The sequence below is a fragment of the Selenomonas sp. oral taxon 920 genome (genome assembly GCF_001717585.1).
GTDB lineage: Bacteria > Bacillota > Negativicutes > Selenomonadales > Selenomonadaceae > Centipeda.
In genome coordinates, this window is record NZ_CP017042.1 from 418,040 (window position 1) to 437,495 (window position 19,456).

The following is a 19,456-nucleotide window of genomic DNA, read 5'->3' on the forward strand; positions in this document are numbered from 1 at the left end:
GATGAATTATTTCAGTAAGGCGGCTGCGGCCGTTCTTGTCACTGCAAGCATATGCGCTGCCGGCTGCGGTCAGGTGCACATTGGCACACTGGATCGTGCGCGCGTGCAGGAGGAGGCACCCGGGATCAAGGCGGTGGTTACCGAGGCAAATACGAAGCTCATGGAGGCACAGACGGAGGCGCAGGAGAAGTTCAAGGCGAATCCGAACATGACACAGGAGGAGGCGCAGCAGCTCCAGATGGAGACGCAGCGCAAGCTGGCAGGCCTCAACCAGATGTACAGCATTCAGCTGGAACAGAAGCTGAACGTCGCTGTGGAGGACATCGTCAAGGAAAAGAAGCTGGACATCGTCATGGACTCATCCAAAACCTATCCGAGCGTAATCACAGGGGGCGTGGACATTACCGACGAAGTGATCGGCAAACTCCAATAAAGGGGCATAAGCATGGAAAAGACAGTCAATGAGATTGCCTCGCTTGTCGGCGGCAGTGTGTGCGGTGACGGTGCACGTGTGATACGAAGCCTTGCCTCTCTTGACGAGGCGGGTGCGGATGATCTTGCCTTTGCCGTTCCGCCGCATATTGAGGAGGCGCGCGGGGCAAAGGCAGGGGCGCTGCTTCTGCCGCAGGGAACGGAGGGTTTTGACGGCACCGTTATCTTTGCTGCAGAGCCGAAGGCGGCATTTGCGAAGCTGATGGCGATCTTTACCCCGCCGATCGAGCACGCCGTAGGTGTGAGCGATGAGGCATACATCGGCGCGGACGTTCAGATCGGGGCGGGCGCGACCGTCCTGCCCTTTGCCTGCATCGACGACCATGCGGTCATCGGCGCGGGCGTGACTGTTTATCCTCATGCCTATGTCGGGCAGTATACGACGATTGGCGATCATACCGTTCTCTACCCGAGTGCGACCGTGCGCGAGCACTGCCGCATTGGGGCGCGCTGCACGATTCACAGCGGCGCGGTCATCGGCGCGGACGGCTTCGGCTTTACGACCGAGGCGGGCGTCCATACCAAGGTGCCGCAGGTGGGCGGTGTCATCATCGAGGACGATGTGGAGATCGGTGCACACGTCGGCATTGACCGTGCGACCCTCGGTGCAACCGTCATCGGAAAGGGAACGAAGATCGACAACCTCGTTCACATCGGGCACAACTGCAATATCGGCGCGAACTGCCTCATCGTCGCCCAGACCGGTATCTCCGGCTCGACGAAGGTCGGGCATAACGTCACATTCGGCGGTCAGGTCGGCACGGTCGGACACATCAACATCGGTGCAAACTCGGTCTATGCTGCGCGCTCCGGCATCATTGGAGATATGCCCGAGGGCGTTTTCTGCGCGGGATTCCCCGTGCAGCCGCACGCGGAATGGCTGCGTGTACAGGCGGCGATCCGCCGTCTGCCCGAGATGGTGAAAAAAATAAAGACCCTCGAAAAGCGGCTCGAGGATCTCTCCGGGAAGGACTGAGATGTTCTCCTACTATGCGGTGAAATTCCTCAGCCGCATCCTCTGTCTGCTGCCGCACGGCATCGCAATGGCTCTTGGTGCGGTGCTTGCACGGCTCGCGTGGATCTTTGTTCCCGCAAAGCGTAGGACGCTCGCAAGGGAACAGATCATGCGCTGTCTTGATGTTTCGGAGCCGGAGGCGGAGCGCATCGCGCGTGAGAGCAGTCTGCGCTTTGGCCCCATGCTGATGGAGGTCCTCCGCTTTCCTGTCATGAAGCCGCGCATGCGCGACTACGTTACGATCACGGGTGCTATGGATGAGGTGCGCGCAGCAATCGCCGGCGGACGTGGTGCGATCTTTGCTACCTCGCACAGCGGCAACTGGGAGCTCATGGGCGGTGCATTCGCCTGTGCAGGGCTTCCTATCGTCGGTGTGGCAAAGCGGCAGAGCTCGGCGGGGATGGATCGCTTCATCAACGAGTATCGTACACTCGTCGGGATGCACGTCACGTATCGGACGGGCGTGCGCGAGATGTTTCGGATGATCGACGAGGGCTGGATCATCGGGCTCATCAGCGATCAGGATCCGTCGCTGCGCGATGGTGTTGTCATCGATTTCTTTGGTCAGCGGACGAATGCGTTCACCGGTGCAGCTGCCATCGCACGGCGCTGTGGTGTGCCGATCTTCCCCGTCTTTATCCATCGCGAACCGAACGGACATCACATCCTCACCGTCCAGCCAGGCATCATGGTCGAAAAGACGGACGATCGCGCAGCAGACGTGAAGCGTGTGACGCAGATCGTGAGCAGGCGCATCGAGGCATGGATTCGGACATATCCCGAGGAGTGGTTCTGGCTGCATGACCGCTGGAAGTCCCTGCGGGAGGAACAGACGTGAAAAGGGTGTGTTGTACAAAACCAACGGCTTTGTACAACACACCCTTTTATGGTGCTGCAAATCAATCGTAACGCATCAGCGAGTCAATCGTTATGTCGTTCTGTGCAGCATTGGCGGACGGTACTTCTTCCTGCGGCGCGGCAGTGTGCTCCTCTGCCTGCGTGAGATTCGTACGCGCGGCGATGCTGCCGAGAATGGCGCTTGCAGCAGGGGTATTCTCGCTGCTTTTCTCTGTGGTCGGGTTCAGCGAATCAAGCGGGGTGAATGCCACCTCCAGCGTATCACCTGTGTGGATGGGACTGGTAAAATCTGCCTTGATGCCGTTTACAAGGATTGCGAAGGTGACACGGCTTGTTGCGGGCGGCGGCGTGAATCCAACGGCGAGCAGAGCCTCGCTGACGTTTGCGCTGCCTGTACCCTTTTGGTAGGCAATGACTGCGCCATCCTCGACCACCGTGCTTGCCGAGGCCTCACGTCCGTTGATCGTGAGACCAAAGCCGGAGGCGGGTACTGCGTGTTCTCTGCCCTCATAGGTGATCGTCGCATAAGATGCTGCCGCGGAGAGATCGAGCACGGTTTCGACGGTCGGGATGGCGGTCTCCTCATACTCGATCACGTCGCCCTCATGCAGCATCGTGGAGAGCGGTGCGGGCGCATCGTTCAGCGTGATGTGCGGCTGCGTCGAGAAGCGGCGCGCCTCTCCGTTCAGCGTGTAGGAAATGCGCCGTCCCGTGGGCGGGAGGTTCGCCGCGCGCAGCACTTCGCCGAGGGTGCGCTCACGCCGTGAGACGATGACGTCGCCGTCGCGCAGGATGGGATCCCCTTCAGGCACGCTGTCGTTGATGAGGATATTCGCGGTGACAGCGGTCTCCTCTCCGTTGAGGGAGACCGTATAGCTGTCGACTGTGCCGATGATCTCACTCAGCCGTATCTCTGGCTGTGTGCCGTTTTCTCCCGCAACAAGCTTGATGCGGCAGTCGTCGTGGATGGGGGAGTCGAGGCTCGCACTCTTGCCGTCGATCGTGATTTGTGCCAGCGTGCCCATCGTGCCGGGGAAGCTGCGCCGCTCTCCATTCACGGTAATCATGAGTCCCATGCCGGGGCGTCCGTTGTATTTGCGCAGGCTGATGCCGGCGGCAAGCAGAGCATCGGAAACATTGAGCTCACGGAAGTTAAAGAGACTATACTCGATGTCGTTGATCCAGACGGCGAGGAAATGGAGGGTGTTGATGGAGGCGATCTTCAAAATGCCGAGCGGCGTGACCGCGTCAGGTGCATGGAGCTCGGCGGGGAGCTCCACAACGCCGTCCACTTCCTCGGGCTGACGTACGGCGACGCGCGCCTCTGGAATGCCGAGCGCTGCCGCCACAAGTTCCGGCATCATGGGCGTGAGTGCGCCGCCGCCGACAAGCATGACCGCCTGCGGAGGTTCGCCGTTCAGCTCCAGAATCTGCTTTGCGATCGCGTTTGCGAGATGCTCGACGCCCGGCCGGATGGCAGTGACGACCTGCTCTGCGGTGAGCGAGAGCTTCATGCCGAGGATGTCCGTGAACGATACATCCTGTCCGTCCGCCGCCTTGCGCTTGATGTCCTCCGCGATATTGAAGTCAAGGAGGTACTCGCGTGAGATCGCTTCCGTGATCTCATCGCCCGCCATCGGCACCATTCCATAGGCAATGACGGAGCCGCCGCGCGTGATGGCAACGTCGGACGTACCCGCGCCGATGTCGACGAGGACGAGGTTCAGATGGCGCATGGTGGGCGGGATGAGGACGTTGATGCCCGCGATCGGCTCAAGGGTGAGTGCGCGCATCTCGAGGTGCGTCTCGCGCAGCGCGGACTGCATTGAGTCCACGACTTGACGCGGGAGAAAGGTTGCAATGACGGTTGCCTGTGCATGTCTGCCGCGCTGACCGACAAGGGTCTTGAGGTCGTTGCCGTCGAGGGTGTAGCGGATCGTGCTGTAGCCAACGCAGTAGTAACGCGTGGGATCGTCGACCGTATGCGAATGGGCGAGCTTCTTCTGCGCCGCTTGTACGCCCGCAAAGTCGAGGTCACGCTGCTGCGCGGGCGTGATCGTGCCCGTGACATCCTGCTCCGCCTCTGCGGTCATTGTGTAGAGCGCACGTCCCGCCGCCGCTACGGCAGCACTGCTCAGCGCTCCCGTGCGCTCGGTGAGGCGGCGCTTGACCTCGCGGATGATGGCGGCGACCTGCGGCACGTCGTGAATCTGTCCGTCGAGCATGGCACGCGTCTTGTGCTCCATGCGCTCGGTGGCGAGGATGTGGAGGAGACCCTCCCGCTGCTCGGCGACGATGCCGATGACGCTGCGCGTGCCGATGTCGAGTGCAAAGACGAGCTCACTTGGGCGCTCACGGTGTGATGCAGCGTGCACGACACCCGCCTCGACCTTCTTTGGACGACCGCGTTTTTTGGCGGTGGTGTCCTCCATCTCCTCCTGCACGCGTTTTTTCGGGCGGCCACGCTTCTTCGCAGGCGTATCTGCGTGTATCTCTTCGTTTGTCTTATCCAGATCCGGCATTTCGATCTCCCTTGAAAACTAACGTATACTATTTTTACTTATTCGGTTCTTTTCAAAAAAATCCTGCCATACACCGCACACAAAAAGGTCAGAATGAAGCCGCCGCAAGGGCAGTTCCACTCTGACCACAAGAGGGGTCTGAAATGCCGTATGACTTATATGTCTATACCTGCGTAAAGCAGGTGGGTACCCTAAGTCCGACTAACGCGTTCTCCAAAGGAGCGTCGCGCTCACCGGAATCAATTCGAGTTCCCTAAAAGATCTGTAGGTTAGACATTGCTAAGGCATACGCACATCTAAGGCTCACCTTCTTGGCATTATGATAACATAAAAAAAAATGAGCCGCAAGACTTGACAAATACAGGAATAACAATTTGTTCCAACAATTTGAAATCTGTCTTTTCGGAAAACTTCATCGAAATATATGTACCCTCTTTTCCTATGGAAAATACCGTGCTATAATAGATATGAGAATATGGAAAACTCTAATTTCGGGAAAGCTGGTGCGATGGAGATGGCAAACGTACGGGATGCGGTGAATGCAGTCATCACCGCGATTATGATGCAGAAAGACTACTTGACGGCGCTGGATGCAAAGACCGGAGATGGGGATCACGGCCTGAATATGGCGCGCGGATTTACGGCGGCGCGGGAACGGTTGGCAGAGCTGCCTGCTGAAGCCCCGGTAAGCGATGTGCTTCATCACATCGGGCGCGCATTTATCGAGAATGTCGGCGGTGCAGCGGGACCGCTCTACGGCATTGCCTTCGTGCGTGCGGGCGAGGCAGTGAATGATCAAACACGGCTCGACGTGCACAGCTTTGAAAAACTCTTTACGGCGGGGGTCGAAGCGATCCAGCGGCGCGGACGCGCCGAGCGCGGGGACAAGACGATGCTCGATACGCTCATCCCGATCCGCGATGCATTCCGCGCGGAGAATGCGGACGGGAAGAGTCTGCGCGAATGCCTCGAGGATGCTCTGAACGAGGGGCGCGCGGGCGCGGAGTATACAAAGACCATTGCGGCACGGCGCGGAAGAGCTGCGCTCATCGGTGAGCGCAGCATCGGCATTGAGGATCCGGGTGCGATGAGTTCGCTCATCATGTTCCGTGCACTGTGCAGCTATCTGCGCGGCTGATCTGCTTTTTAGGGGGAAATACGTTGACAACTACGGAGATTCGCACCCGTTTTGCACCGAGTCCGACGGGCTATATGCACATTGGCAATCTGCGCACTGCACTCTATGCATGGCTGTTTGCGCGGGCAAACGACGGTACATTCATCCTGCGCATCGAGGATACCGACCGCAATCGCTACGTGGCGGACGCGGTAGACTTCATCCGCCGTACACTCGATGCAGCGGGCATCGTGCCGGACGAGGGACCCGACGGCATCGGCGGGGACTACGGCCCCTATGTGCAGAGCGAACGCATGGAGATCTACAGGGAATATGCGGAGCAGCTCGTGGCGAGCGGGCACGCCTACCGCTGTTTTTGTCATCATACGGAGGAGGCGGAACCCGCAGACGGTGAGAAGTCGTTCGGCGGCTACCCGCGCACCTGCCGTGATCTCAGTGCCGCCGAGGTGGAGGAACATCTCGCACGCGGTGAGGAATACGTTATTCGGCAGAAGATGCCGCTCGTCGGGGAGACGACATTCTACGACGTGCTCCACGGCAGCGTCACGATTCCGAACACGGAGCTCGAGGATCAGGTACTCCTCAAGCGTGACGGCATGCCGACGTATAACTTCGCGAATGTCATTGACGACCACCTCATGAAGGTGTCACATATCATCCGTGGGACGGAGTTCATTACCTCAACGCCGAAGCACGTCCTCCTCTACGAGGCGTTCGGCTGGGAGGCCCCGGTGTTCGTCCATCTCGCGCCCGTCATGGGGCGCGACGATGCGACGGGTAAGACGAGCAAGCTCTCGAAGCGCCACGGCGCGACGAGCTTTGACGATCTCGTGCAGATGGGCTATCCTGCCGAGGCGATTGTGAACTACGTGGCGCTCCTCGGATGGAGCCCGAAGACAACGAATCAGGAAGTCTTTTCAATGGACGAGCTGATCGAATCGTTCTCCCTCGAAGGACTGTCTAAGTCGCCTGCCGTCTTTGACTATGACAAGCTCGGCTGGATGAGCGGGGAGTACTTCAAGGCGATGACGGACGAGGAGTTTGCCGCCGCCGCGCGTCCCTTTGCGGGAGAACTGCCTGCACATCTCGCAGAGCAGTGGGGAGCGATTGCACGCCTTCTGCGCACGCGTGTCACGAAGCTCGGCGACGTGCGTCCCGCGATCGTATTCCTCATCGAGACTCCGCCCTTTGATGCCGCGCTCTACGAGAACAAACGCAACAAGGTGACCCCGAATGCGGCGAAGGAACTCTTGCCGGAACTCATTGAGATTCTCGCGGCGCTGCCCGCAGAGCGTTGGGAGAACGATCTGCTCTACGCACTGCTCGAGGAGTGCATTGAGCGTGAGGGCTGGAAGAAGGGCACGGTCATGTGGATCCTGCGCATTGCGGCAGCGGGGCAGGCGGTGACGCCGGGCGGCGCGACGGAGATCCTTGCTATCCTCGGCAGGGAGGCAGGGCTTGCACGCCTGAAAGCCGCACTGGCACAGCTTTCGGCATGACCTGTGACACGAAAAAAGTGCTTGCGTTTTTCCTGATTCCATGATATAGTATCTCCTGTTGACATAATGTGGCGCCTTCGTCAAGTGGTTAAGACACCGCCCTCTCACGGCGGGTTCATGGGTTCGAATCCCATAGGCGTCACCAATTCTTCGGCGCCTTCGTCAAGTGGTTAAGACACCGCCCTCTCACGGCGGGTTCATGGGTTCGAATCCCATAGGCGTCACCATCGTATATAGATAGGGGCTGCTATGCAGCTCCTTTTGTGTTTATGGGGGAGGGGCGCAGCAATTCATGCGCCTGTTGGAGAGTGTTATGCTTTTTTTATCCATGATTCTCATGGGGGGAATCATTGGTTTTGTCGGGGCGGGCGGGAGCGGCGTCATCATCACGCTGCTCGTGGTGGGGTTTGGTGTTCCCATTCATCAGGCGCTCGCCGTCGCGCTCGGTTCGATGGCGTTCACCACGCTCTCGGGCGCGGTCAGCCACTACCGCGAGCGTGAAGTCGTGCCGCAGACGGGTGCGGTGCTCGGTACAGGCGGACTCATCGGGGCGCTCATCGGTGCCGTTCTCTCGAACCACATCGAGGCGCCAAATCTCAGCCTGTTTACAGGGCTTATGCTGCTCTCGAGCGCATTCCTCCTCTATCTGCGCATCTATCAGGCGGAATGGCTCGGACGGCAGATCAACGTGCGTGAGGAACTCCTGACGGGGCGGCGGCTCTATCTCTATGGGCTGCCCGTCGGTTTCGTCTGTGGCGTGCTCTCGGGTGCGTTCGGGATTGGCTCTGCGGCGTACATCCAGATCGCGCTCATGGTGGTCTTTGGTGTGCCTCTTCTGCAGGCGATTGGGACGACGATGATGATCATTGTCCCGATCTCGATCAGCGGCGGCATCGGCTATATCCTCTACGGACAGCTCGAGCCGTGGATCTTCATCCAGACCCTCGCTGCACTCTCCGTCGGCTCGTTCTTCGGGGCAAAGCTGACGCACCTTGCGCCTCTGCCCGTGCTGCGGTTCTGGATTGTCGCGCTGCCGACGATCGGCGGTACGATCATGGTATTCTTTCGATAGATTGCCGCTGTGCGGCAGAGAGTTTGGGGGGAAATCTATGGGAAAGATCTTGGCAATACTGCTGCTCATTGTGATTGGCTTAACCATCGCAGGCTGTGGCGGGGACACGGCAGAGGAGCGGAAGGATCAGGCAAAGTATCGGCGCATCACCGCCGATGAGGCGCAGGTTCTCATGCAGCAGACGCAGGACTATCTGATTCTTGATGTGCGCTCACCGGAGGAGTTCGCAGAGGGGCATATCCCGCATGCGATCAATATCCCTATGGAGCGGTTCGGCGAGGCGCCGCCGCAGGAGCTGCCCGACCGGAATCAGACGATCTTCGTCTACTGCGTCAAGGGAATCCGCAGTATGAACGTCGCGAATCGGCTCGCGCATATGGGGTACAAGAATATTGTCGAGATGGGCGGCATTCAGGATTGGCACGGCGCGATTGAGAAATAATTGATTGTGAGGTATTGTATATGAGTAAATTAGTTATGATTCTTTGTCTGAGTGTACTGACGCTTGGACTCTGTGGCTGCGGAAGTGCGCAGTCTTCCGAGACGAACGGCGGAAAGGAGCAAAGCATGGCAGCATTTCAGCGCGTGAGTTCGGATGAGGCGGCGAAGATGATGGCGGAAGAGTCGGGGTACCTGATTGTGGATGTGCGGACGGTGAAGGAATTCGCGGACGGACATATCCCGAAGGCGATCAACATCCCGAATGAATCCATTGGAGGAGCACCGCCGAAGGAACTGCCGGACAAGAATCAGAGGATCTTCGTCTACTGCCGCAGCGGCTCGCGCAGCCAGCAGGCGGCGCAGAAACTTGCCGACATGGGCTACACGAACATTGTCGAGATGGGCGGCATCAAGGACTGGCACGGAGATGTCGTGAAATAATCACCACCGATAAATGAAGATTGTTGTACGAAGTAAAAAGCTTCCTGCAGCAATCTTTTTTCGTGTTCACTTCGCACAGAACGCCTGCAGCTCCTCGCGGAAAATATTGACAGCGCGCGGCAGGTAACGTTTCTTTGCGCGGGCGAGGATGATTGTGCGGTGCGGATCCCCCTCGATGGCGGCGTAGCAGGGGGGATGCGCGGGCGGCGCGGCGGCAATCAGCGTCTCGGGAAGGATCGCTGCACCCAGTCCCGCACCCGCAAGTGCGTGCGCCGTGTTCATGCTGCGCGTTTCGAGCGTGATCTGAGGCAGGAAGTCCGCCGCCTCGCAGAGAGAGAAGAGCGTATCGTGGAGTTTCTGCTCACGGTGCATCAGTAGAAATGGTGTTTCGCGGAGCGCGTCGAGCGACACCTTGGGCATGTTTTTGCGCACTCCGGGGCACAGTCCGAGTGACGCGCATGCGGGATGCGCGGGCGGGAGAGCGAGCAGGAGCCGCTCCTCGAAGAGTACATCATAGTCAAAGCGGTGCTCATTGATCGGCAGCAACGAGATGATGCAGTCCGTTTCTCCAGCCTCGGCAAGTTCTTCGAGGCGATAGGTTGTGTTCTCGCGCAGATGCAGTGTGATCTTCGGATACTTCGCGCAAAAGGCGGGGAGCATGGGCGCGAGGAGATGTGTGCTGCGAAACTGCGTGAGTCCGAGTGTCACGTCGCCCGCCGCGCCGTGCACGCAGTCATCCACCTGCTGATGAAACGCCTCGTCGAGCGCGATGATGGAGCGCGCCGTTTCGAGGTAGAGCCTGCCGACGGCGGTCGGCGTGAGGCGTGCGCCGCCGCGGTCAAAGAGAGGCGCACCGATCTTCTTCTCCTGCGCGGCGAGCAACTGCGAGAGCGACGGCTGTGAGATGTAGAGTTTTTTCGCGGCGAGCGAGAGCGTACCCTCCTCGGCGATTTTCAAAATGTAGCGAAACTGTCGGAACTCCATAAAGCTATCTCCTTATAACTATTTTCCTATAGAGAGAATAGGAATTTACGTATTCGACTTATAAGGAAGGATAGCGTATAATGCAAAATAAGTAAAGGGTCTGCGCAGACTCTCTCGGATGAATGGGCGCATAAACGCTCAAAACAATGTGTATTATCATCACGGGAGGGGACTCTTTTGAGCAAGGGAGTACGATGTTTTCTGACGGCGGGACTAATCGCCGTCCTCTGGTTCCTGCCAGTGCCCGAGGGGCTGACACCGGCAGCTTGGCATCTGTTCGCAATCTTCGCGGGCACAATCCTCGGCTTTATTTTACAGCCGTTCCCGCTCGGGACGGTCGCGCTCGCGGCAATCACGTTTGCAGCACTGACGAATACGATCAAGCCGGCAGAGGCGCTGGCGGGCTTCAGCAATACGGTGATCTGGCTGATCGTGTCGGCGTTTTTGTTCGCGCAGGGCTTTATCAAGACGGGGCTGGGGCGGCGGATAGCATATTATCTCATTTTGAAATTCGGGTCGAGCAGCCTGAAACTTGCCTACACCCTCGTTCTGAGTGATTTTATTATCGCGCCTGCAACGCCGTCGAATACGGCACGTTCGGGCGGGATTCTCTTTCCCATTGTGCGCAGCCTCGCTTCGGTCTTTGGCTCGGAGCCGGGGGCGACGGCACGAAAGATCGGCGCGTTCCTCCTCGTCGTGTCGTTTCAAGTGGATGCGCCGATCGCCGCCGCCTTTCTGACGGCGTGCGCACCGAATCCTCTGATGGCGGAGCTCGCACGGGACACGGCAGGGCTTGAGATCTCGTGGGGGCTCTGGGCGATGGCGGGCATCGTGCCCGTCCTGCTCTCGATGGTTGTTCTGCCCTATGTGCTCTACAAGCTCTATCCGCCCGAGATTCAGAGGACGCCCGAGGCACAGTCACTTGCGCGCGAAAAACTCACGGAGATGGGCGCAATGACGCGGGATGAGAAAATCATCTGCGGCATCTTTGTCGGTGCGCTCCTCCTCTGGAGTACGTCGGGCTACACGGGCGTGAACGCGACCATTGCCGCCCTCCTCGGTGTGACGGCGATGCTCCTCACGGATGTCCTCACATGGGAGGATGTGCTGGGGGAAAAGGGCGCGTGGGACGGTATGATGTGGATGGGCGGCATTGTGAGCCTCGCGGGTGCACTGAACAAGATCGGCTTCATCCCGTGGTTCGCAGCAAGCGTTACGGGGGCGATGACGGGCGTCTCATGGGGGCTGACTCTCGGCATTCTCTTCCTTGTCTATCTCTACAGTCACTATGGCTTTGCGAGTCTGTCGGGGCATGCGACGGCGATGTACGCGGCATTTCTCGCCGTTGCCGTTGCGGCGGGCGCACCTCCCTATCTTGCGGCACTTGGGCTCGCCTTCCTCTCGAACCTCATGGCGGGGCTGACACACTACTCCACGGGTTCGGCACCCATCTACTTCGGCGCGGGCTATGTGACGCAGGGGCAGTGGTGGAAGCTGGGCTTCGTCTGCTCCGTCATCAACATCATTATATGGATCGGCATCGGCTCCGTCTGGTGGAAGATCCTCGGGATTTGGTAACTGTGTATTGGTATCAGTGCTTTCTTAGGATAAAGGAGAGATTTCTATGACGAAAGCGGAAGCCTCTGCGCGCATGACGGATGTGCTCGCAAAGTTCGTGGCGTACACGGGCAAACGGCTGCCGGACGATGTGCGCGCAAAGATCGCGGAACTCGCCGCGCAGGAGGACGCTCCTCTTGCAAAGTCCATCTATGAAACGATGGAAAGGAATCAGGAACTTGCGGTGAAGCTGAACCGCCCGAGCTGTCAGGACACGGGTGCAGCGCAATTCTTTCTCAAATGCGGGTCGAACTTTCCGTACATGGCTGAGATGGAGGAGATCCTGCACGCAGCGGTCGTGCAGGCGACGGTGGATGCACCGTTGCGTCACAACGCCGTGGAGACGTTTGACGAGTTCAACACAGGCAAGAACGTCGGCAAGCAGATTCCCTCGATTTTCTGGGAGATCGTGCCCGAGCGTGACGACATCGAGATCCATACGTACATGGCGGGCGGCGGTTGTACGCTGCCGGGCAAGGCGATGGTGCTCATGCCGGGCGAGGGCTACGAGGGCGTGACGCGCTTCGTTCTCGATGTCATGACGAGCTACGGGTTGAACGCCTGCCCGCCGCTCCTCGTCGGCGTCGGTGTCGGCACATCGGTCGATGTCGCGGCACTCCATTCGAAGAAGGCGCTCATGCGCCCGATCGGCTCGCATAATCCGAACCCGCGCGCCGCCAAGATGGAGCAGCTGCTTGAGGACGGCATCAACGCCATCGGCCTCGGACCGCAGGGACTGATGGGGAAGCACTCCGTGCTCGGTGTCAACATCGAGAACAGCGCGCGCCATCCGTCTGTGATCGGCGTCGCCGTGAACGTCGGCTGCTGGTCACACAGGCGCGGACACATCGTCTTTGACAGGAACCTCGACTATAGGATTCTCTCACACGCGGAGGTGGATTTCTGATGGAGAAGAAAGTTCTGACAACCCCGATTCAGCCCGAAGATCTCGCGGACATCAACGTCGGTGACGTGATCTACCTCACGGGATACCTTACAACCTGCCGCGACGTGGCGCATCGCCGCGTCATTGAGGAGGGACGAAAGCTTCCCGTCGACGTAAAGGACGGCGCGATTCTCCACGCAGGACCGATCATCCGCAAGCACGGCGAGGGAAAGTATGAGATGGTCACGGTCGGTCCCACGACCAGTATGCGTATGGAGAAATTTGAGGAGGCGTTCATCGCGGAGACGGGCGTGCGCCTGATCATCGGCAAGGGCGGCATGAAGGACGGCACGATGCGCGGGTGCCGCGACCACAAGGCGCTCCACTGTGTATTCCCGGCGGGCTGCGCCGTTGTCGCCGCCGAATGCGTCGAGGAGATTGTCGCTGCGAATTGGCTCGACCTCGGCATGCCGGAGACTCTCTGGACGTGCAAGGTGAAGGAGTTTGGTCCCCTCATCGTCTCCATCGACAGTCACGGGCGCAACATCTTCGAGGAGAACAAGGTGATCTTCAACGAACGCAAGGAAAAAGCGTGCGCGGAGATCTGCAAGCAGGTCGGGTTTATCAAGTAAATACGAATAGAAAAAACAGCGACGCATCGGTCGAGATGACTGATGCGTCGCCGTTTTGCACTTTACACGATGAAGTTTTCTATTTCCAAACCGATTCCGCGACCTCTTTGATGAAGCGCAGCTTGTTCCACTGCTCCTCTTCCGTCAGGATGTTGCCCTCCTCGGTCGAGGAGAAGCCGCACTGCGGGCTGAGGCAGAGCTGATCGAGCGGAACGTGCTTTTCCGCCTCATGGATGCGTGCGACAATATCCTCCTTCTTTTCGAGTGTGCCCGATTTCGAGGTGACCAGTCCGAGTACGACGCGCTGATTCTTGATGTGATCGAGTGGGGCAAATCCACCTGCGCGGTCGGAGTCGTATTCGAGAAAGAAGCCGTCGACCCTGCAGCCGCCGAAGAGAATCTCCGCGACGGGCTCGTAGCCGCCCGAGGAGAACCATGTCGAGCGGAAATTGCCGCGGCAGATGTGCATGGTGATCGTCATGTCCGCAGGCTTTGCCTCCAATGCACGGTTGATCATCGTGACGTAGGCGCGCTCGATGCGGTCGAGGTCGAAGCCGCGCGCCTCGTACGCTGCACGCTTCTCCGGATCACAGAACTCGCCCCAGGATGTGTCATCGAGCTGCAGATAGCGGCAGCCCGCCTCGTAGAATGCACGGATTGCCTTCTGATAGGCGAGTGCGATATCCTCAAAGAGCGCATCCTCGTTCTCGTAGCGCGGAATCGGCGTGTAGTCCGTCGCGCACACGCAGCAGATGAGGTGCAGCATGCTGGGGGAGGGGATCGTCATCTTGGCGACGGCATCGCCTGCGAGATCGTTTAGGAAACGGAAGTGACCGAGAAACGGATGTGCGCCGAAGTCCACCTTGTCCACAATTTTTACCGTTGCCGCCTTTGGCTGTGCGCCCTTGAATGCGACCGACCAATGCGCGGCGCCAATCTCCTCCACGCCGCCGAGTGCCGCGAGAAAGTCGAGGTGCCAGTAGCGGCGGCGGAACTCACCGTCCGTGACGGCACAGAGCCCGACTTCCTTCTCCTTTGTGACGAGATCACGGATCGCCGCATCCTCCGCCTGCCGCAGATCGTCTGCCGATGCGTTTCCTGCGGCGTATGCCTCACGCATCTTCATGAGAGCGGCGGGGCGCAGGAAGCTCCCCACGATGTCATAGCGGAATGGTGCCTTTGTATTGTTCATTGAAATTCCCCCTGTTGTATTATTGTGTTTGCGTTATTATAACATAGAATCTCACTTTGGAAATGTTTCTCAAGTCACAAATACCACAAAAGAAGGGGCTGTTGCACGAAGTTTTCTAACTGCGTGCAACAGTCCCTTTTGGGTGAAAATTAGATATCAGAACTTAGCAACCGGATCGAGCGCCGTGACTTCGCCCGTAGCAGTCATCTCGATGCTTGTGCCCTCGGGCAGTCCTGTGAAGATCACAAGGCAGGCATCGGATTTCGCATTCTCACGAATGTAGTCGATGTCGAACTCCATGAGCTTGTCGCCCTTCTTCACCTGCTGTCCCGATTCGACAAAGACATTGAAGCCCTTGCCGCCAAGCGCGACCGTGTCCACGCCAATGTGGAGCAGATACTCTGTGCCGTCCGCGCTCTTCATGCCGATGGCGTGCTTCGTGTCAAAGACAAAGACCACCTCGCCGTCGTCGGGCGCAAGTACCTCTCCTTTGCTCGGATAGATGAAGAAGCCGTCGCCCATCATCTTGCTTGCAAACGCCTCGTCGGGCGCCTCCGTGATCGGATGCACCGTGCCCGTGACGGGGCTGCAAAGTGTGCGTCCCTCGCCTGCGGGAGCCGCTGCTGTTGTTTCTGCAGCGGCGGGATGTTCCTCAACGGCGGCTGCGGCAGGCACATCGTCCTCCGGCTCGACATCGGGGGCTGTCTCAAGATAGGTCTCGAGGTTCGATTTGATGACGGCGACCTGCGGTCCGTAGATGACCTGCACGCCCGTGCCCTTGACGATGACGCCGACCGCGCCCGTCGCCTTGAGCAGTTTTTCATTTACAAGTGAGGAGTCTTCCACGGAGCAGCGCAGACGCGTTGCGCAGCAGTCGACGGACGTGATGTTGCGCTTGCTGCCGAGCCCGCGCGCGATCGCAGCGCTCTTTGCGTCCCCCGAAGCTCCGTCGGCGGCAGATCCGCCCGCACCCTCACGTGCCTGATAGTCCGCCTTTGTGAAGAGTTTCGTCTCCTCGTCGTCGTCCTCGCGGCCCGGCGTCTTGAAGTTGAAGTGCTGAATCATCCAGCGGAAGATGAAATAGTAGAGGAAGAAGTAGATCACGCCGACGGGGATGACGTACATCCAGCTCGTCTTTGCCTCACCCTGAAGGATACCGAAGATGAAGAAATCGAGGAGACCGCCCGAGAACGTAAGTCCCACGGCGATGTTCAGCATGTGTGCAATCATGTACGCCGCGCCCGCGAGTGCGACCTGCACGGCGAAAAGTGCGGGAGCCACGAAGAGGAAGGAGAACTCGATCGGCTCCGTGATGCCCGTGAGCATACAGGTGAGCGCCGCCGAGAGCAGAAGTCCGCGCGCGACCGCCTTTTTCTCAGGACGTGCGCAGTGGTACATTGCGAGTGCCGCGCCCGGCAGACCGAAGATCATAAAGATGAACTCGCCCGAGAAATACCGCGTCGCGTCCGCACTGAAATGCGCGACGTTGGGTGAGGCGAGCTGTGCAAAGAAGATGTTCTGACCGCCCTGGATGAGCTGCCCGTCGATCATCATTGAGCCGCCGACGCCCGTCTGCCAGAACGGCAGGTAGAAGACGTGGTGCAGACCGAACGGGATGAGTGCACGCTTGACGATGCCGAAGATCAGCGTGCCAATGTAGCCCGTACCCGTGACGAGACTGCCGAGGGCGAAGATGCCCTGCTGGGCGAGCGGCCAGAGGAAGTACATCGCGATGCCGACAAAGAGGAAGACAATCGTCGAGATGATGGGGACGAAGCGCGAACCGCCGAAGAAGGAGAGTGCATTCGGCAGAACGATCTTGTGATACTTGTTGTGCAGCCACGCCACGCCGATTCCGACGATGATGCCGCCGAACACGCCCATCTGGAATGACATGATACCACAGGAGGAGGCAATCGTGCCTTCGAGGACCGTCGGTGCAATCGAACCGTCCGGCAGGATCTGTCCGCCGATTTTCAGCATTGCGTTGCAGGCGGTGTGCATGACGAAGAACGCGATCATCGCCGAGAGTGCCGCGACCTCCTTCTCCGCCTTTGCCATGCCGATGGCGACACCGACCGCGAAGATGATCGGCAGATTGCCGAAGATCGTGCTGCCTGCACTCGCCATGATCGAGAGCAGTGAATGCAGCGCCGTGCCCGCACCGAGGACACCGCCGAGCCCGTACGTCTCGATCGTTGTCGGGTTCGTGAACGACGCGCCGATGCCGAGCAGGATACCTGCAATCGGCAGGATCGCGACCGGCAGCATGAAGCTGCGCCCGACGCGTTGGAGCACACTAAAGATTTCATCCTTCATGTTTCTCTATACCCCTTTCCCTCCGCATTCATCTCCCTGTACACACTCCCCTTTGGGCGGTAGAGAAAAAGACATTCGAAAGTGCTTTTGAACCTCTTGTCGATGTCTCTATCTCGATGAAGTGCGGAATCTATAAAATTATACACAATAATTATACTGCAGACAGAGAAGAAGTGTAAAGAAGAGATTTCGTGGGCGCGGGAAATATTATTGCAATAGTTGTATCACATATGCTATAATATTCTTATCATTGTATCGTAGATTAGAGGTGCGTGTATGAGAGGTGCGGAGGCTGTTTTGGCGTGTCTGCGCGAGCAGGGCGTGGACACGGTATTCGGCTATCCCGGCGGGATGATCCTGCCGCTTTATGATGCCCTCTACGCACAGGACGACGTGCGCCAGATCCTTGTGACGCATGAGCAGAACGCCGCACATGCAGCAGACGGCTATGCCCGTGCAACAGGGCGCGTCGGGGTCTGCATCGCAACCTCGGGCCCCGGCGCAACGAATCTTGTGACGGGACTCGCGACGGCGTACATGGACTCGATCCCGATGGTCGCGATCACGGGGCAGGTGGACATCGCCATGCTCGGACGCGATGCCTTTCAGGAGACAGATATTCTCGATGTGACAATGCCTGTCACAAAGCACAACTATAAAATTAAAAATGCGGCGGATCTCGTGCCGACGATCCGTCAGGCTTTCGAACTTGCACGCAGCGGACGGCCGGGGCCCGTGCTCCTCGATGTGCCGCGCAACCTCTTCTTTGAAGAGGTTGCCTATGCTGCGGAGGAGCCGCGCGTGCGCACGCCGGGCAAACCGGATGCAGACTTTATGATCTGTGCGGCAGAGGCGGCGGCGGAGATTGTCGCCGCAGAGCATCCGCTGGTCATCGTGGGCGGCGGCGTGATCTCGGCGGGAACCTCGGCGGAAGTTACGGCATTCATCGAGAAATACCATCTGCCCGTGGTGCACACGCTGATGGGCATGGGGGCCGTACCGAGCACGCATCCGCAGATGCTTGGCTTTGCGGGAATGCACGGGGAAAAGGCAGCGAACTACGCAATCGGAGCTGCCGATCTCGTCATTGCGATCGGCAGCCGCTTTGCCGACCGTCAGACGGGCAATCTCAGCAAGTATACGGCAAACCGCAAGTTCATCCACATCGACATCGATCCCGCCGAAATCGACAAGAACATCGAAAACAGTCTCGGCCTCGCGGGCGATATGCGTACGATCCTCGGACTTCTCATGCGCCAGTCGCCGAAGAGCGATCTCGCTGGATGGTGGGAGCAGATCCGTACATGGCAGGAGGAGTATGACTACGACTATCACGTCGGGCGTCTGACTGTGCCGTGGGCTCTGCATCAGGTGGCGCAGAGCACGACGGGCAAGGCGTATGCCTATGCGGCGGACGTGGGACAGCATCAGATGTGGGCGGCACTCCACCTGCGCGTGGAGAAACCGCGGACATGGCTGACGTCGGGCGGACTCGGCACGATGGGCTATGGTCTCCCTGCCGCAATGGGCGCACAGCTCGCATGGGGCGATCGGCGCCGCGTGGTTCACATTGCGGGTGACGGCGGAATCAAGATGACGGGCAATGAGTTCTACACGATTGCGCGCCTCAACCTGCCCATTCTCTCGATCCTTGTGAACAACCGCAGTCTCGGCATGATCCGGCAGCTGCAGAAGGTGCTCTACGAGGAGCGGTACATCGCCTGTGAGCTCGATCACGAGATGGACTATGTAAAATACGTGGAGAGTTTCGGTATCAGGGCGGTCGCAGTTTCGACGCAGGAGGAGTTCGCTGCGGCACTCCGCACCGCTCTCGAGGACGCTGTGCATCCGCGCGTAATCGTAATGGATGTGTGGCGCAGTTTCGTGGAGCCGATGGCGAAGGGCGGTGCACGCATTGATGAGTTTGTCGACTTTAAGTAAACGTGCAGCCGCGCCGCACCATGAGAGAGGATTCTCGCTTCTGTCGACGCTGCTGGCCGTCATGATCCTGGCGGTGATTCTATCCATCGCCGTGCCGCGCTTTTCGGCTGCCATGGTGACGGCGAATACGGTGAAGGTGCAGGCGGATCTCACAGCGCTCGATACGGCGGTGGTGCTCTATCAGACGACGAAGGGGCAGCCGCCGAAGAGCCTCGATGATCTCACAGAATATGTGACCGACATCAAAAATCTCAAGCCGCCCTCGGGTAATGTGCACGTTGGCGCGCAGGAACTCTCGATGGAAGGTCAGACCTATAAAATCGAGAAGAAGGACAATGTCTGGCGCGCAACTTGTGCGGGACATACGGCGGAGGAGTTTCACGCGAAGAAGTAAAGGAGGCGTATGG

At 58.8% G+C, this 19,456-nt stretch carries 17 protein-coding genes, 2 tRNA genes and 1 other RNA gene; 15 read left to right on the plus strand and 5 right to left on the minus strand.

The window, feature by feature from the left end:
• Window position 1: 1 nt before the first annotated feature.
• From BCS37_RS01875 to BCS37_RS01885, 3 genes are read left to right on the plus strand one after another with little or no spacing between them, the layout of a single operon-like run.
• Window positions 2-433 (plus strand): OmpH family outer membrane protein, encoded by a 432-nt coding sequence (locus tag BCS37_RS01875; protein WP_069179889.1) that lies wholly within the window; start codon window positions 2-4, stop codon window positions 431-433.
• A gap of 12 nt (window positions 434-445) precedes the next feature.
• Complete coding sequence (lpxD, locus tag BCS37_RS01880) at window positions 446-1,468, plus strand: UDP-3-O-(3-hydroxymyristoyl)glucosamine N-acyltransferase (protein ID WP_069179890.1); 1,023 nt, start codon at window positions 446-448, stop codon at window positions 1,466-1,468.
• A gap of 1 nt (window position 1,469) precedes the next feature.
• The gene (locus BCS37_RS01885) at window positions 1,470-2,345 is read left to right on the plus strand and encodes a lysophospholipid acyltransferase family protein (RefSeq protein WP_069179891.1); all 876 of its coding nucleotides are present in this window, start codon (window positions 1,470-1,472) and stop codon (window positions 2,343-2,345) included.
• A gap of 61 nt (window positions 2,346-2,406) precedes the next feature.
• Here BCS37_RS01885 and BCS37_RS01890 read toward each other — a convergent pair whose 3' ends face one another.
• Together BCS37_RS01890 and ssrS are read right to left on the minus strand one after the other, a co-directional pair.
• Window positions 2,407-4,887, minus strand: a complete 2,481-nt coding sequence (locus BCS37_RS01890; RefSeq protein ID WP_069179892.1) for a cell division FtsA domain-containing protein — start codon at window positions 4,885-4,887, stop codon at window positions 2,407-2,409.
• Between the two features lie 131 nt (window positions 4,888-5,018).
• Window positions 5,019-5,194, minus strand: a non-coding RNA gene (gene ssrS, locus BCS37_RS01895) — 6S RNA.
• 207 nt (window positions 5,195-5,401) lie between these two features.
• On the opposite strand from ssrS, the gene dhaL reads away from it, so the two are divergent.
• From dhaL to BCS37_RS01930, 7 genes are all read left to right on the plus strand, one after another.
• Window positions 5,402-6,025 carry a dihydroxyacetone kinase subunit DhaL gene (dhaL, locus tag BCS37_RS01900; protein WP_069181519.1) on the plus strand — a complete coding sequence of 208 codons (624 nt, stop codon included), beginning with the start codon at window positions 5,402-5,404 and terminating at the stop codon, window positions 6,023-6,025.
• A gap of 74 nt (window positions 6,026-6,099) precedes the next feature.
• The gene (gltX, locus tag BCS37_RS01905) at window positions 6,100-7,524 is read left to right on the plus strand and encodes a glutamate--tRNA ligase (RefSeq protein WP_069181520.1); all 1,425 of its coding nucleotides are present in this window, start codon (window positions 6,100-6,102) and stop codon (window positions 7,522-7,524) included.
• Window positions 7,525-7,594: 70 nt separating this feature from the next.
• A tRNA-Glu gene (locus BCS37_RS01910) sits at window positions 7,595-7,669 on the plus strand.
• A 7-nt stretch (window positions 7,670-7,676) separates the two neighbouring features.
• Window positions 7,677-7,751: transfer RNA gene (locus BCS37_RS01915), tRNA-Glu, on the plus strand.
• 86 nt (window positions 7,752-7,837) lie between these two features.
• Window positions 7,838-8,596 carry a sulfite exporter TauE/SafE family protein gene (locus BCS37_RS01920; RefSeq protein WP_069179893.1) on the plus strand — a complete coding sequence of 253 codons (759 nt, stop codon included), beginning with the start codon at window positions 7,838-7,840 and terminating at the stop codon, window positions 8,594-8,596.
• Window positions 8,597-8,633: 37 nt separating this feature from the next.
• Window positions 8,634-9,038, plus strand: a complete 405-nt coding sequence (locus tag BCS37_RS01925) for a rhodanese-like domain-containing protein (RefSeq protein ID WP_069179894.1) — start codon at window positions 8,634-8,636, stop codon at window positions 9,036-9,038.
• A gap of 20 nt (window positions 9,039-9,058) precedes the next feature.
• A complete protein-coding gene (locus BCS37_RS01930; protein ID WP_069179895.1) occupies window positions 9,059-9,478 on the plus strand; it encodes a rhodanese-like domain-containing protein in 420 nt (139 codons plus the stop codon).
• 66 nt (window positions 9,479-9,544) lie between these two features.
• Here BCS37_RS01930 and BCS37_RS01935 read toward each other — a convergent pair whose 3' ends face one another.
• Window positions 9,545-10,462, minus strand: a complete 918-nt coding sequence (locus BCS37_RS01935) for a LysR family transcriptional regulator (protein ID WP_069179896.1) — start codon at window positions 10,460-10,462, stop codon at window positions 9,545-9,547.
• 177 nt (window positions 10,463-10,639) lie between these two features.
• Here BCS37_RS01935 and BCS37_RS01940 point away from each other — a divergent pair, with 177 nt between their 5' ends.
• From BCS37_RS01940 to ttdB, 3 genes are read left to right on the plus strand one after another with little or no spacing between them, the layout of a single operon-like run.
• A complete protein-coding gene (locus BCS37_RS01940; RefSeq protein ID WP_069179897.1) occupies window positions 10,640-12,040 on the plus strand; it encodes an anion permease in 1,401 nt (466 codons plus the stop codon).
• Window positions 12,041-12,086: 46 nt separating this feature from the next.
• Window positions 12,087-12,986, plus strand: a complete 900-nt coding sequence (gene ttdA / locus BCS37_RS01945) for a L(+)-tartrate dehydratase subunit alpha (RefSeq protein WP_069179898.1) — start codon at window positions 12,087-12,089, stop codon at window positions 12,984-12,986.
• Complete coding sequence (gene ttdB, locus BCS37_RS01950; protein WP_069179899.1) at window positions 12,986-13,597, plus strand: L(+)-tartrate dehydratase subunit beta; 612 nt, start codon at window positions 12,986-12,988, stop codon at window positions 13,595-13,597. Before ttdA ends, ttdB begins: the two co-directional genes overlap by 1 nt.
• Window positions 13,598-13,676: 79 nt before the next feature.
• On the opposite strand, the gene BCS37_RS01955 is transcribed toward ttdB, so the two are convergent.
• Window positions 13,677-14,789 carry a 5-methyltetrahydropteroyltriglutamate--homocysteine S-methyltransferase gene (locus BCS37_RS01955; RefSeq protein ID WP_069179900.1) on the minus strand — a complete coding sequence of 371 codons (1,113 nt, stop codon included), beginning with the start codon at window positions 14,787-14,789 and terminating at the stop codon, window positions 13,677-13,679.
• Window positions 14,790-14,945: 156 nt separating this feature from the next.
• Complete coding sequence (locus tag BCS37_RS01960) at window positions 14,946-17,108, minus strand: PTS transporter subunit IIABC (RefSeq protein WP_069179901.1); 2,163 nt, start codon at window positions 17,106-17,108, stop codon at window positions 14,946-14,948.
• Between the two features lie 276 nt (window positions 17,109-17,384).
• Between BCS37_RS01960 and ilvB the strand changes: the two genes are divergently transcribed.
• Both ilvB and BCS37_RS01970 read left to right on the plus strand, forming a co-directional pair.
• Window positions 17,385-19,049, plus strand: a complete 1,665-nt coding sequence (gene ilvB / locus BCS37_RS01965) for a biosynthetic-type acetolactate synthase large subunit (protein ID WP_069179902.1) — start codon at window positions 17,385-17,387, stop codon at window positions 19,047-19,049.
• On the plus strand, window positions 19,027-19,443 hold the full coding sequence (locus BCS37_RS01970) for a competence type IV pilus major pilin ComGC (protein ID WP_069179903.1): 417 nt from the start codon (window positions 19,027-19,029) through the stop codon (window positions 19,441-19,443). Before ilvB ends, BCS37_RS01970 begins: the two co-directional genes overlap by 23 nt.
• Window positions 19,444-19,456: the final 13 nt, after the last annotated feature.